The organism is Vibrio sp. 10N.286.49.C3 (assembly GCF_041469545.1).
GTDB classification, from domain to species: domain Bacteria; phylum Pseudomonadota; class Gammaproteobacteria; order Enterobacterales; family Vibrionaceae; genus Vibrio; species Vibrio tasmaniensis_A.
This window is the reverse complement of sequence record NZ_JBFRKT010000020.1, coordinates 1-14,608: the sequence shown is the minus strand read 5'-3', so window position 1 is coordinate 14,608 and position 14,608 is coordinate 1. Positions and strand designations below refer to the sequence as shown.

The 14,608-nt window shown below is 43.6% G+C and carries 11 protein-coding genes; 8 read left to right on the top strand and 3 right to left on the bottom strand.

The window, feature by feature from the left end:
• Positions 1-306: 306 nt before the first annotated feature.
• Positions 307-1,737: an ammonia-forming nitrite reductase cytochrome c552 subunit gene (nrfA, locus tag AB4180_RS08800; protein WP_017101428.1), complete on the top strand. Its 1,431-nt coding sequence runs from the start codon at positions 307-309 to the stop codon at positions 1,735-1,737.
• A gap of 127 nt (positions 1,738-1,864) precedes the next feature.
• On the top strand, positions 1,865-2,209 hold the full coding sequence (locus AB4180_RS08795) for a rhodanese-like domain-containing protein (protein ID WP_009848845.1): 345 nt from the start codon (positions 1,865-1,867) through the stop codon (positions 2,207-2,209).
• Positions 2,210-2,260: 51 nt separating this feature from the next.
• Here AB4180_RS08795 and AB4180_RS08790 read toward each other — a convergent pair whose 3' ends face one another.
• Together AB4180_RS08790 and gyrA are read right to left on the bottom strand one after the other, a co-directional pair.
• Positions 2,261-2,890 (bottom strand): hypothetical protein, encoded by a 630-nt coding sequence (locus tag AB4180_RS08790; protein ID WP_102250190.1) that lies wholly within the window; start codon positions 2,888-2,890, stop codon positions 2,261-2,263.
• Positions 2,891-3,164: 274 nt separating this feature from the next.
• Positions 3,165-5,837 carry a DNA topoisomerase (ATP-hydrolyzing) subunit A gene (gyrA, locus tag AB4180_RS08785; RefSeq protein ID WP_009848847.1) on the bottom strand — a complete coding sequence of 891 codons (2,673 nt, stop codon included), beginning with the start codon at positions 5,835-5,837 and terminating at the stop codon, positions 3,165-3,167.
• Between the two features lie 258 nt (positions 5,838-6,095).
• Here gyrA and ubiG point away from each other — a divergent pair, with 258 nt between their 5' ends.
• From ubiG to yfaE, 4 genes are all read left to right on the top strand, one after another.
• Positions 6,096-6,839, top strand: coding sequence for a bifunctional 2-polyprenyl-6-hydroxyphenol methylase/3-demethylubiquinol 3-O-methyltransferase UbiG (gene ubiG / locus AB4180_RS08780; protein WP_017078713.1), 744 nt, complete (start codon positions 6,096-6,098; stop codon positions 6,837-6,839).
• 507 nt (positions 6,840-7,346) lie between these two features.
• Positions 7,347-9,629 carry a class 1a ribonucleoside-diphosphate reductase subunit alpha gene (gene nrdA, locus AB4180_RS08775; RefSeq protein WP_004733366.1) on the top strand — a complete coding sequence of 761 codons (2,283 nt, stop codon included), beginning with the start codon at positions 7,347-7,349 and terminating at the stop codon, positions 9,627-9,629.
• 101 nt (positions 9,630-9,730) lie between these two features.
• Positions 9,731-10,864, top strand: a complete 1,134-nt coding sequence (nrdB, locus tag AB4180_RS08770) for a class Ia ribonucleoside-diphosphate reductase subunit beta (RefSeq protein WP_004733365.1) — start codon at positions 9,731-9,733, stop codon at positions 10,862-10,864.
• Positions 10,864-11,142, top strand: a complete 279-nt coding sequence (yfaE, locus tag AB4180_RS08765) for a class I ribonucleotide reductase maintenance protein YfaE (protein ID WP_102250189.1) — start codon at positions 10,864-10,866, stop codon at positions 11,140-11,142. The genes nrdB and yfaE overlap by 1 nt, the downstream gene beginning before the upstream one ends.
• Before the next feature lie 248 nt (positions 11,143-11,390).
• Here yfaE and AB4180_RS08760 read toward each other — a convergent pair whose 3' ends face one another.
• The gene (locus tag AB4180_RS08760; protein ID WP_102250188.1) at positions 11,391-12,626 is read right to left on the bottom strand and encodes a CinA family nicotinamide mononucleotide deamidase-related protein; all 1,236 of its coding nucleotides are present in this window, start codon (positions 12,624-12,626) and stop codon (positions 11,391-11,393) included.
• Between the two features lie 208 nt (positions 12,627-12,834).
• Between AB4180_RS08760 and AB4180_RS08755 the strand changes: the two genes are divergently transcribed.
• Together AB4180_RS08755 and AB4180_RS08750 are read left to right on the top strand one after the other, a co-directional pair.
• The gene (locus AB4180_RS08755) at positions 12,835-13,746 is read left to right on the top strand and encodes a DUF3943 domain-containing protein (RefSeq protein ID WP_102250187.1); all 912 of its coding nucleotides are present in this window, start codon (positions 12,835-12,837) and stop codon (positions 13,744-13,746) included.
• 253 nt (positions 13,747-13,999) lie between these two features.
• Positions 14,000-14,512 carry a glycine cleavage system protein R gene (locus tag AB4180_RS08750; protein ID WP_017098194.1) on the top strand — a complete coding sequence of 171 codons (513 nt, stop codon included), beginning with the start codon at positions 14,000-14,002 and terminating at the stop codon, positions 14,510-14,512.
• Positions 14,513-14,608 lie beyond the last annotated feature (96 nt).

Sequence of the window (14,608 nt, the reverse complement as noted above, 5' to 3'; positions counted from 1 at the left end):
GATAGGTTAATCTGTGAACGCAATCACCCTATTTATACCATGGTCAATTTAGGTAATTGATTGTTATATATGATAATAATTCTCAATTAAATTTTAATACCACTAACCACCAATACCTCTTTAGGGGTATATAAACTTCAACGTGATTGAAGTCACTACCGTTAATTGATCTAAGACAAGCTATATCCAACACGTAACAAAATGTGTTTGTTTATGAATTAATATAAACAGGAATTCTCCAGTTCTTAATTTGAATAGCAAACTCACAACGCTTGGTATAAGAATCAGTATATTGGAGATATCACTGTGAAAAAGCATTGGATACGTAATTCGGTCACAGCACTATTAATGGTTAGCGCATCACTAGCAAGCGCGACCAGTTTTGCTGCGTCTGAACAAAAAGAAATTGGCGACCCTCGTAACGACCAGTTCGAGCAAAACCACCCAGATCAATATCATTCATGGAGACAGACTTCAGAAAGCGAAGTTATTGAAGACGCACTAAAAGAAGATCCAAACATGGTCATCATGTGGGCTGGCTACGGCTTCGCAAAAGATTACAACAAAGCACGCGGCCACTTTTATGCCATTGACGATGTAAGACAAACACTTCGTACTGGCGGCCCAACGGACGAAAGCTCTGGTCCAATGCCAATGGCGTGTTGGAGTTGTAAGAGCCCAGATGTCGCTCGTGTTATCGAAGAGCGTGGTGAAGATGGTTATTTTGAAGGTAAATGGGCGCGTCTTGGCAACGAGATCATTAACCCTATTGGCTGTTCAGACTGTCACGATACCCAAAGCGAAGGCTTTAAGAATGGTGAGCCAGCATTGAAGGTGACTCGTCCTTACGTTGAACGAGCATTTGAAACGATTGGTAAAAAGTTTGATGAACAAAGTCGTTTAGACCAACAAGCTTCTGTTTGTGCTCAGTGCCACGTGGAATACTACTTCACAGGGCCAACCAAAGGTGTGAAATTCCCTTGGGACCAAGGTACAACCGTTGGCGACATGGAACGCTACTATGATGCAATCAACTTTAAAGATTGGACGCATAAAGTATCGAAAGCACCCATGCTGAAAGCGCAACACCCAGGTTTCGAAACATGGCGCGAAGGTATTCACGGCAAAAACAAAGTTGTTTGTGCTGACTGTCATATGCCGAAAGTGACCAAAGAAGATGGCACCGTTTATACCGACCATAAAGTGGGTAACCCATTCGACCGCTTCGAAGATACGTGTGCAAACTGTCACACTCAATCGAAAGAAACTATGCGTAACATCGTTTCAAGCCGTAAAGCGCAAGTACTAAACATGAAGCTGACTGCTGAGAAACAAATCGTTGCTGCTCACTTTGAAGCAGGCGCAGCATGGGAAGCGGGTGCGACAGAGCAAGAGATGGAACCTATCTTACTCGATATCCGTCACGCTCAATGGCGTTGGGACTACGCTATCGCGTCTCACGGTATTCACATGCACGCACCTGAAATCGCTCTAGAAGTGCTAGGTACTGCCGTTGACCGCGCCGCGGATGCTCGTACTAAGATTGTTCGTCTACTGGCGAAGAAAGGCATCACCGATCCAATCGAGATTCCAGATATCTCGACAAAAGAAGCGGCTCAAAAAGCGCTTGGAATGGACATGGATAAGATGAACGCAGAGAAACAGCACTTCTTAGACACGGTTGTTCCTAAATGGGAAGAGCAAGCTGAAAAGCGTGAAGCCAACTACGAATACTAGTTTCTTCCATTAGACCATTAAGTAAAAACCAGTCACACTATTGTTGTGTGGCTGGTTTTTTTAGGTTTTAGGGGAATACAGATCAATATCGAATCCCCGATCCACTCGCCAATTCAAGGAATAAACAATGAAAATCTTACTTTCGCTTTCGGCATTATGTATTGCACTACTCAGTTCAAGCGTTCACGCATCTGAGCGTGCTGAGACAGGGTGGGAATTAATAGAGAAAGGTGCATTAGTGGTTGATGTCAGAACACCTGCAGAGTTCGAACAAGGGCATCTAGACAACGCCATCAACTACCCTCTTTCTGAAGTGGCTACTCACTTTGCTAAGATAGATAAAGACCAACCCATCGTGTTGTACTGCCGCAGTGGCAATCGTTCAGGGCAAGCTTATCAATTCTTGCGCGCTCAAGGGTTTACTCAAATCCACAATGCTGGTGGCTTAATCGAAATGCAGGAAAACCAATAGTCTTCGAAATGAGATCTTAAGTAAGATCGCCTCTTTAGCAATTAGCCAAGCTTAACGGATCATCTGTTTGGCTTGGTTGATCGAATGGATAATAGAGACACGATCAATGCCCTTCTGATTGGAATCTAAGATTTGAGTCCACGCATAGATCGCTTGTTGATAGCGCATGCTGATGAAGTGATCGGTCGCAATCAACATCAATGCCGTACGATCATTGGGATCAAGCTGCATGGAGTGCTCCAACAACGCATTAACATCATCACTCATCGCTTGAGAGCTAAGATAATAAAGTGCTGTTGCTTTGGCAGCATAGAGGCCAGAAGGCGCTTGAGGATCTAAGCGAATCGCATAATCGTAGCAAGTGAATGCCGCATCAAACTCCGCTTTCTGCATGTACACACCACCAAGCTTAAACCACAAGTCGGATTGATTCGGGTCTTGCTCAAGGCTTTGCTGAAGCTCATCTTCGAAATCTGTTGCCGTGTAGTTATTGCTATCATCCAAAGGAAGTTGAGGTAACTCTTGTTTCAGTTGAGACCAGACCAGCACGCTCAAAGCCACCGCAGTAAGAGAAATCACCACATTGCCTTTTAGATGGCTGCCATTGTTGCTCGCGGCAATAACGACCGCGATCAAAAACAGACTCATTAGTACCAACGCAACCAACAACCAGATATCCATTCCACATCCCTTTTATTTAGATCTATCTCTACTCTATCGTTTTCGCACTGTCTCGTTATTGATCAAAGTTTGGCGTTCGAGATTTAGTATCAAACTTTTGCATAAAAGCGACGGGTTAAGGTTGGTGCTAAAACCTAAGCCATAAGCCATAAGCCATAAGCCATAAGCCAAATGAGAAGAGAAGAGAAAAAGAGTGAAATGACAGGCAATAAAAAACCGAGCACTTAGGCTCGGTTTTTTCATTGGTAAGCTTAATTACTTAACGTAATCGAGATTACTCAGTGTCTTGCTCGCTATCACTTTCAGAGCCAGAAGCATCAGATGCTTGCTCTTCACTTGATTCAGAAACAACAGCCGTTTCAGCGTTTACTGCGTCAGCATTTGCTTCTTCAGTTTCTTCGCCTTCAACAATCTCAGCTTCTTCTACTTCGTCGATACGTTGTAGACCTACAACATTCTCGTCTTCAGCAGTACGAATCAGTGTTACACCTTGAGTGTTACGACCAACTTGGCTTACTTCCGCTACGCGAGTACGTACTAGTGTACCTGCGTCGGTGATCATCATCATTTCATCGCCTTCTTCAACCTGAACAGCACCAACTACTGGGCCATTACGATCAGAGACTTTGATAGATACTACACCTTGCGTTGCACGGCCTTTCGTTGGGTATTCAGCCAGCTCAGTACGCTTACCGTAACCGTTTTGAGTCACAGTTAGGATATCGCCTTCGTTTGAAGGAACAATCAGTGAAACCACTTGATCGTCTTCTGGAAGCTTCATACCACGAACACCAGAGGCAGTACGACCCATTGGACGTACTTTGTCCTCGTTAAAGCGAACAACTTTGCCCGACTTCGAGAACAGCATGATGTCGCTATTACCGTCAGTAATATCAACGCCAATCAGTGAATCATCGTCACGTAAGTTAACTGCGATTAGGCCGTTAGCACGTACGTTTGCGAATTGATCCAGTGATGTCTTCTTAACGGTACCGTCGCCTGTTGCCATGAAGATGAATTTCTCGTTAGAGAACTCAGAAACAGGCAGGATAGCCGTAATACGCTCACCTTCTTCTAGAGGAAGAATGTTAACGATAGGCTTACCACGAGCCGTGCGGCTTGCTTGAGGCAGTTGGTAAACTTTCAAGCGGTACGTTTTACCACGAGTAGAGAAACATAAGATGTTATCGTGAGTATTAGCAACAAGCAGACGCTCAATGTAATCCTCATCTTTCATCTTAGTTGCACTCTTACCTTTACCACCACGACGCTGAGCTTCGTAGTCGCTTAGGATTTGGTACTTAACGTAACCTGCGTTAGAAAGCGTTACTACAACGTCTTCTTGAGCGATTAGCTCTTCCATGTCGATGTCATGAACCGCTGCTGTGATTTCTGTACGACGTTCGTCGCCATAGATATCACGTACCGCTTCAAGTTCTTCACGGATAACTTCCATCAAACGCTCAGTGCTTGCAAGGATATGCATTAGCTCAGCGATCTCTTCTAGAAGTGCTTTGTATTCGTCTAGAATCTTCTCGTGCTCAAGGCCAGTTAGGCGGTGAAGACGAAGTTCTAGAATAGCTTGCGCTTGAGTTTCCGTTAGGAAGTATTGACCATCACGGATACCGTATTGGTCTTCAAGCCAATCTGGACGGGCTGCATCAGTACCAGCACGTTCAAGCATTGATGCAACGTTACCAAGATCCCAACCACGAGATACTAGACCAACTTTAGCTTCTGCTGGTGTTGGTGCGTTCTTGATCAGTTCAATAATTTCATCAATGTTTGCAAGCGCTAAAGATAGAGCTTCCAAGATATGTGCACGGTCGCGCGCTTTCTTCAATTCGAAGATAGTACGACGTGTCACAACTTCACGACGGTGATCAACAAAACACTTCAACATATCTTTAATGTTGAAAAGTTGTGGTTGGCCGTTGTTCAGAGCAACCATGTTGATGCCGAAAGTTGTTTGCAGTTGAGTTTGTGAGTAAAGGTTGTTTAGTACAACTTCACCGACAGCATCACGCTTACATTCAATAACAATACGCATACCATCTTTATCAGATTCGTCACGCAGTGCACTGATGCCTTCAACTTTCTTGTCTTTTACAAGTTCTGCAATCTTCTCGATCAGACGAGCTTTGTTCACTTGATACGGAATTTCAGTAACGATAATAGTTTCTTTACCGTTCTTTTCCGTTTCAATTTCAGCTCTCGAGCGCATGTAGACTTTGCCTCGGCCAGTCTTATATGCATCGACAATGCCCTTACGGCCACTGATTAATGCTGCTGTCGGGAAGTCTGGACCCGGGATGTAGTCCATTAGCTCATCAATAGTGATGTCTTCATTATTGATAAATGCTAAACAGCCATCAACAACTTCGCCAAGGTTATGCGGCGGGATGTTGGTAGCCATACCTACTGCGATACCAGAAGCACCGTTAACCAATAGGTTTGGTATTTTTGTTGGTAAAACTGCTGGTATTTGCTCGGTTCCATCATAGTTAGGAACGAAGTCAACCGTATCTTTATCAAGATCCGTTAATAGCTCACCAGCTATTTTTGACATACGAACTTCGGTATAACGCATTGCCGCAGCTGAATCGCCGTCAACCGAACCAAAGTTACCTTGGCCATCGACTAACATATAGCGTAGTGAAAACGGCTGAGCCATACGAACAATTGACTCGTATACCGCACTATCACCGTGTGGGTGATATTTACCGATTACATCGCCTACTACACGAGCAGACTTTTTATATGCTTTGTTCCAATCATTACCTAATACATTCATCGCGAACAAAACGCGGCGGTGTACTGGTTTTAGGCCATCACGCACATCTGGAAGGGCACGACCAACGATGACGGACATCGCGTAGTCTAGGTATGAACCTCTAAGCTCATCTTCAATATTTACGGGCGTGATCTCTTTCGCTAGATCGCTCATAGAGCCATTTTCCCTCTATAGTCAGATCGTATTTTTGAATACGTATAAGACCGAAAAATATAACACAAATTTACCTACGGAGGCATCACTTTCCCTCTCCTTTTACCATCTTGTGACCCTTGTAGCCAATCTATTGATGAGAAATTGCACCTCAGCGTCATATCTTGCTGAAACATGGTCACTTTACACCCAATAAACTAGCAAAATTGTAGATCTTCTGGTCAGCAGGAAAAGGCAAGTTATAATGCCTGCAATTTCATGGATGCATTATTTAACTTGGAAATGCCGATTATGACTAAATCACAGAACGTAGACCCAGCAGAAATCAAAAAATTCGAAGACATGGCGTCGCGCTGGTGGGATCTAGAAGGCGAGTTTAAGCCACTACATCAAATCAATCCGTTGCGCTTAAATTACGTGCTAGAGAAAACCGAAGGCCTTTTTGGTAAGAAAGTTCTCGATGTTGGCTGCGGCGGCGGTATTCTGGCTGAAAGCATGGCTGTAGAGGGTGCGGTAGTCACCGGACTAGATATGGGTAAAGAACCGCTAGAAGTCGCTCGTCTGCACGCATTAGAAACCGGCACCAAGCTCGATTACATCCAGAGCACCATTGAAGACCATGCAGAGCAAAACCCACACACTTACGATGTAGTGACGTGCATGGAAATGCTAGAGCACGTTCCTGACCCACAATCAGTTATCTCGGCTTGTTCAAAATTAGTGAAACCGGGCGGCCATGTGTTCTTCTCAACATTGAACCGTAACTTTAAGTCTTACCTGTTCGCTATTGTTGGTGCAGAGAAGTTACTTAAGATTGTGCCAGAAGGTACTCACGACCACGAAAAGTTCATTCGCCCTGCTGAGCTTATCAAAATGGTTGATAACACTCCGCTTCAAGAACTAGGGATTACAGGACTACACTATAACCCGTTAACGAACACCTACCGTTTAGGCCAAAAAGTCGATGTGAACTACATCGTTCACACTCAAAACTTGGGCTAAAAAATATCGGTAGCCCTACCGTAAAATATTTTGTAAAAAGACGAATGAAAAGAGTTGCAATTACCATAAGTTTGCGACTTTTTTCAGTCTAAATTTCGTGCGCTAGCTTCCATTTTGACCACCTCGATTTAAATTTAATCGTCCAAAATCCATTGCCTATTTTACCCAAAGATCAAGGGATTTTTTTTTATGGGCGTGCAAAAATAAAGCATCCTTAAAAGGCGACTTTTGTACAATCAAGTCTCGTCTAACGTCATCAGTTAGTGGTCACTTACAGTTTTTTTTCAATCCACCACTTATCCACAAGCAACCCCATTTCTTTACCTTGAAAAATATCAGTTGTAGCACTATCTTGTAACCCAACAAACAAATGACCCCTATATGTTGTGTTTGAACTACAATATATGGGTAGACCAAGATCACAAAGCCGAAACGTAATTTACAAAAATTACACAGAAATACACAAAAACACGGCCTTGTTCAGTTTTGTTAGGGAAATTAAGCAGAATGAACCAACAACTTACTGTTACCAAGCGTAACGGGCGCAAAGAAACGATCGATTTAGAGAAAATCCATCGAGTGATCACATGGGCAGCTGAAGGCTTGCACAATGTTTCTGTATCACAAGTAGAATTGAAAGCTCACATTCAGTTTTACGATGGCATTACCACGACTGACATTCATGAGACAATCATCAAGTCAGCAGCGGATTTAATCTCTGAAGAGACTCCTGATTACCAATATCTAGCAGCACGTCTGTCAGTGTTCCACCTACGTAAAAAAGCGTACGGTGAATACGAGCCGCCTGCACTTTATGACCACGTTGCAAAACTGGTTGATATGGGTAAATACGATAGCCACTTAATGGAAGACTACACGAAAGCTGAATTCGAAGAGCTTGACGCGTACATCGACCACAAGCGTGACTTAAACTTTTCTTACGCGGCGGTTAAGCAGCTTGAAGGTAAATACTTCGTACAGAACCGTGTAACAAAAGAAATCTACGAGAGTGCTCAGTTCCTTTACATTTTAGTTGCTGCGTGTTTATTCGGTAAATACCCGAAATCGACTCGTCTTGACTACATCAAACGTTTTTACGACGCCTCGTCTACGTTTAAGATTTCTCTACCTACACCAATTATGTCTGGTGTACGTACGCCTACTCGTCAATTCAGTTCATGTGTACTGATTGAGTGTGGTGACAGCCTTGATTCTATCAACGCAACAGCAAGCTCTATTGTTCGTTACGTATCTCAACGTGCTGGTATTGGTATCAACGCAGGTCGTATCCGTGCGCTTGGTTCTGAAATCCGTAATGGTGAAGCGTTCCACACTGGCTGTATCCCTTTCTACAAATACTTCCAAACAGCTGTTAAATGTTGTTCTCAAGGTGGTGTTCGTGGCGGTGCAGCAACGGTGTTCTACCCACTATGGCACGGTGAAGTTCAGTCTCTATTAGTACTGAAAAACAACCGCGGCGTTGAAGAGAACCGTGTTCGTCACATGGACTACGGCGTACAGCTGAACAAGCTTATGTACTCTCGTCTTGTTCAAGGTGGCAACATCAGCCTGTTCTCACCTTCTGACGTACCTGGCCTTTACGACGCGTTCTTCGAAAACCAAGAGCGTTTTGAAGCACTTTACGTGAAGTACGAAAACGATCCTTCAGTGAAGCGTGAAACGGTTAAAGCCGTTGAGCTTTTCTCTCTGCTAATGCAAGAGCGTGCTTCTACTGGTCGTATCTACATTCAGAACGTTGACCACTGTAATACACACAGCCCGTTTGATTCTGAAGTAGCACCTGTTCGTCAATCGAACCTATGTCTAGAAATCGCGCTACCAACTAAGCCGCTTTCTAACGTAGAAGATGACGAAGGTGAGATTGCACTATGTACGCTTTCGGCGTTCAACCTAGGCGCAATCAACGAGCTAGACGATCTGGCTGAACTTTCTGAACTGGTTGTTCGTGCTCTAGATGCACTACTTGATTACCAAGACTACCCGCTTCCAGCAGCTCGTAAGTCGACAATGAACCGTCGTACTCTAGGTGTGGGTGTAATCAACTACGCATACTACCTAGCGAAGAATGGTGTTAAGTACTCTGATGGCAGTGCAAATGGCCTGACTCACCGTACTTTTGAAGCAATTCAATACCACTTACTAAAAGCGTCTGTTGAACTAGCGAAAGAGCAAGGCCGTTGCCCATCTTTCCACGAGACCAACTACGCGAAAGGCCTACTGCCAATCGATACTTACAAAAAAGATATCGACTTAGTATGTGAAGAGCCGCTGCACTACGATTGGGACACGCTACGTGAAGAGATCATGGAGCACGGTCTGCGTAACTCTACGCTAACAGCGCTTATGCCTTCTGAGACTTCGTCTCAAATCTCGAACGCGACTAACGGTATCGAGCCACCACGTGGTTATGTATCAGTTAAAGCGTCGAAAGACGGTATCCTGAAGCAAGTTGTTCCAGATTTCCTAAATCTTAAAGACAACTACGAGCTACTTTGGAACATTGGTACTAACGACGGTTACCTACACTTAGTGGGTATCATGCAAAAATTCGTTGACCAAGCTATCTCTGCAAACACTAACTATGATCCAAGTGTTTACGACAGCGGCAAGGTACCAATGAAGCAGCTGCTTAAAGACTTGCTAACAGCGTACAAGTACGGTGTTAAGACGCTTTACTACCATAACACTCGTGATGGTGCTAAAGACGACCAAGGCGACGCAGTTCAAGTGCCGGAAGAAGATTGTGAAGGCGGCGGTTGTAAGATCTAAACCGCAATAAACATTAAGACCCCAGAGAAGTTATCTTCTCTGGGTTTAAAGCATTAACAGGGTCCGTTTTATTGCGGGTCTTTAAAGGATTTGAGGCATTTATGGCTTACAGTACTTTTTCTCAACAAAAAAATGACCAGCTAAAAGAACCAATGTTCTTGGGTCAGTCGGTAAACGTTGCACGTTACGACCAACAGAAATTCGAAATCTTCGAAAAGTTGATCGAAAAGCAGCTTTCTTTCTTCTGGCGTCCAGAAGAAGTAGACGTGTCTAGCGACCGTATCGACTACAACAAGCTTCCTGAGCATGAAAAGCACATCTTCATCTCTAACCTGAAGTACCAAACACTTCTAGATTCAATCCAAGGCCGCAGCCCTAACGTTGCCCTACTTCCTTTGGTATCACTGCCAGAAGTTGAAACTTGGATTGAGACTTGGTCATTCTCTGAAACGATTCACTCTCGTTCATACACGCACATCATCCGTAACATCGTGAATGATCCAGGCGTAGTATTTGACGACATCGTTGAAAACGAAGAGATCCTGAAACGTGCGAAAGACATCGCGTTTTACTACGATGATTTGATCAAGCTGACGGCTGACTACCACCGCTACGGTGAAGGCAACCACAACATCAACGGCGAAGACGTTAAGATTTCACTTCACGACCTGAAGAAGAAGCTTTACGTATGTCTAATGTCTGTAAATGCACTGGAAGCGATTCGTTTCTACGTAAGTTTCGCATGTTCATTCGCATTCGCTGAGCGTGAGTTAATGGAAGGTAACGCGAAGATCATCAAGCTAATCGCTCGTGATGAAGCACTTCACCTTACTGGTACGCAGCACATGATCAACTTACTACGTAATGGCCAAGATGACTTCGAATTCATGCAGATCGCTGAAGAGTGTAAGCAAGAGTGTTTCGACCTATTCAAAGAAGCGGCTGAGCAAGAAAAAGAGTGGGCAGAATACCTATTCAAAGATGGTTCTATGATTGGTCTAAACAAAGATATTCTTTGCCAATACGTTGAGTACATCACTAACATCCGTATGCAGGCTGTTGGTCTAGGTACCGCTTACCCAGAAGCAACGTCGAACCCAATTCCATGGATCAACGCTTGGTTGTCTTCAGATAACGTTCAAGTTGCTCCACAAGAAGCTGAAATCAGTTCTTACCTAGTTGGCCAAATCGACAACGAAGTAAAAGCTGACGACTTTGAAGGGTTTGAGCTGTAATGCCAACAATCAAAATCAACAAGCTGACTTCTATTGAATCTAACCCTTCAAATACTCTATTGGAAACAATGGAACAAGCAGGGTTAGAGCCAGAATACAACTGCCGAGATGGCCACTGTGGCGCTTGCCGCTGTACGTTGGATTCTGGTGAAGTCGAGTACGTTGGTTTTGCTATGGCTTACACACAAGCCAATGAAATTTTGCCATGCATCTGCAAAGCAAAAACTGAGTTATCGCTGAGTAACGTTATTCACAGAAATAAGCAAAAAAGTGCTTAATACTTGTACTTAGATCTTATACTTTGATAACTAGCTACTTAGCGCGATTAGTACAATGTTGAATCGTTAACAGACAAGCTTAAAAATTTAAGGGCCCGATAATCTTCATTATCAGGCCCTTTTTGTATTTCATGTTGGCTCAATCAGACAACTCGCTTATTGCACCAACTCGGCTTTATTGATGTATATAATTTATTACATATATAGCTTTATAGCTTTAATTTGGACTTTATAGCGTTGACTTGGTTTTATAGTACCGCTTTAGGAATAAACATGTCTTTCAATCGCTTAACCGAAGAGTAAGTACCAAACATCGGTTTGTTGTCTAAATGCCTTCTCAGCATATCGGCAGCAACGGTCTTAATCACGTTGCGTTGGTCTTCGCGTGAGTACTGACGATAAAACTCAAGCACCTGTCCCCACTCTCCTGCTTCAGTCGACAATGCGACGCTAAATGTGTTGCCTTCTAATTTTCCAGTAACCAAAGCCAGTTCTGTACCGCACTTCTCTCTTGTAGCGCCAGCCAGTGCAAAGGTTGCGGCTAATGGATCACTCTTTTCAAGTTCGCTCTCTTTTGGCTCAGCCATGACCCATGAATGCCCAAAGCAGTCTTCAACCTGCTCATTCAATTGCAGCCACGCTGATAGGGCGCCTTTGGTCGACACTTCAGATACAGATAACGTCTTCTTTTTTTCCGCCATGATGTGTCCAATATGGTCAATCATTGGCTCATCAACGCTCACGACATTACTCTCTAGGAGCTTGTAAACCATTTGCAGAAGCTTAACGCGAGTTTCTAAGTCTGCCTTAGGACCAAACAGTTTGACCTCAATAAAAGGCAGATAAGAGCGGTAGCCAAGTTCATAGCCTGCAGGAAGCTTAAGCTGGTCTAACACATCCGAGATACCCGACTCAGACAAACCAAACGTAAACAATCGACTGCATTCAGAGGCAACCACTTGAGGGTAGGTACGCGACAAGTCAGGAAGAATCTCAAACGTAACCATACGTTTGAATTCACTCGGTACACCAGGAGTAAAATAGAAAGTAGCATCGTTGATTTTCAGCTTGAAGCCGCAAGCCGTACCCACAGGATTATCAACAATCTCTGAACTCGCGGGCAATAAAGCTTGCTTAAGGTTACTGTCAGGCATCGGCATGCCACGTCCAGAGAACATCTCTTCCATACGAGTCAGCCACTCAGGGAACATGACAAGCTTTTGATCTGAGGCCGCAGCCGCAGCGGCCGCACTCATATCATCAGTTGTCGGCCCCAAACCACCATTGACGATAACCACATCATAGTTGAAGCTCAGCATCAGCAGTTCTTCAATCAGAGCGTTCATTTGGTCGCCCACAGTTGAACGCTTTGCCAAAGCAAAGCCGTGCTGATAAAACTCAGCAGACATCCAAGCTGCGTTTGTGTCGACAATGTCCCCATGAAGAACTTCTTCACCAGTGCTTAACATTGCGATTTTCGTCATATTTATATCCCTTGTGGCCATTAAAAGACACGGCATTATTTACAAACTAGTCTAAGGTTGAGTTTGAGTCATTCACCTTTTCACAAATATTACTAATGCTTAATCTAAGGTTTTCTTAGGAAAAGCAATAAATTATTAGTTCCCTAAACTAAGCATTTAATAGATAATTGTGACTCGGATCAATTATTAACTTCTCATGGAGACCCTTGTGGCCAAATCACCGTTACTAACGAAGGTTACTGCTGCATTTACAATGCTAATGTCAGTTAACTCGGTTGCAAGCCAATACGACTTCGACCAACCAATCAACCTTTCTTATTCGGATGAATGCGCTCAAGATTACTGTGTTAATGAAAGCTTGTACACCTATAAGCCTAGTAACAATTATGCGCTAAGCGAAACAAGCAACCAATATGATTTAACGATCGAAAAACAACCACTCTACCTTACCGTTAGCGATGGCAAAGATTGGGATTACCTCATGGGCCAAACTTATACCATTCTTGGTTTAAGTGTCGCAACCGTTGGTCTCATGACGCTTTTACCTGAAAGTATCACTAAGTGGGATGATGACCAGCGTGATATCAGTGCACTAGGTAAAAAATGGAAAGATAACGTTTCTGAAGGCCCAGTATGGGACCGTGATGAACACTTCCTAAACTACGTAATGCATCCGTATTTCGGTGGTGTTTACTACACCGCAGCTCGACATGCTGGTTATGACGAGTTTGAGTCTTTCTTATACTCTTGGACAATGTCGACATTTTTCTGGGAATACGGCGTAGAAGCGTTTGCTGAAGTACCGTCATGGCAAGATATCTTTATTACACCATTCTTTGGGGCTGTTGTCGGTGAAATGATGCTAGAAGCAGAGCAAGACATTGTTGCTTCAGGTGGCGAAGTGATGGGCTCTCAAACCATGGGTGATGTTTCATTATTCTTCCTCAACCCTGTTGGCCATATCCACTACTGGGTAAGTGATGCATGGGGTGGTGACGCAGAAGTTAATCTGAATACTAACCCTTGGTGGGATAACAAAGACGCAGCACGATTCGCCTACGATGCAGGGGCAACATACGACTCTCAGTTTGTTGGTATGAACTTTAAAGTAACGTTTTAAATCGACTTCCAGTCTCTGAACTCTATGTTACTGCATTTCAAATAAATGCGACAACTCTTCTAAAAGCGGCTCTCTAGCCGCTTTTTTTGTGCCCTACTCTTCATTCTCTTTTTTTTGCATCACAGCTTAGTTTCAAAAATTGACACAGGTCAAACATTGTTCGATGTAACCTTCTACACTGAAATTAAAGAACTTTATCACGTGATATCAAACATTTAATTAGCAACGAACAATTGAGACTTTGGGGGCTGATATGAACAGTACATTTATCGTAAACTTTATCGGACAAGCATCACCAGCAACAATCAAGCAACTTGCTGCGGTTACTCACGAAAACGACGGGAAATGGCTCATCAGTAAAGTTAACTTTATTGAAGATCAAGTTGCAGGCGTATTAAAGATTCAACTTCCAGCCATCAACGAATCAATTGTTAAGGATGCTTTCAGTGCCAATGCTGACTTGATCGTACAGTTTGTTGATTCAAACCACACTCACAACGCACAAGACACAATCCATCACCTAAGACTCGACTCTAACGACAGAGCGGGTATCGTCAACGAAGTGACACATGTACTAGACAGACAAGGGATCAGCATTCTTGATATGGATTGCCACCGAGTCTTCATCGCTGGCGGCGGTGGTGTTAGCTCAAGCTTATTTACTTCCAAGATTGCCGTTAAGCTACCAATCGAAGTTTTGATTGATGATGTCGTGAATGAATTAGAAACGCTCAGTGAAGATACTCGAGTGATGATTGAGAGCTAACGGATAGCATTTCACTTCTATCCTTACTCTTTTCTCTGGTAACAGTTATCTATAAAAAAAAAGAGCAGCTCACCGGCTAATGCCGTTCACTTAAGA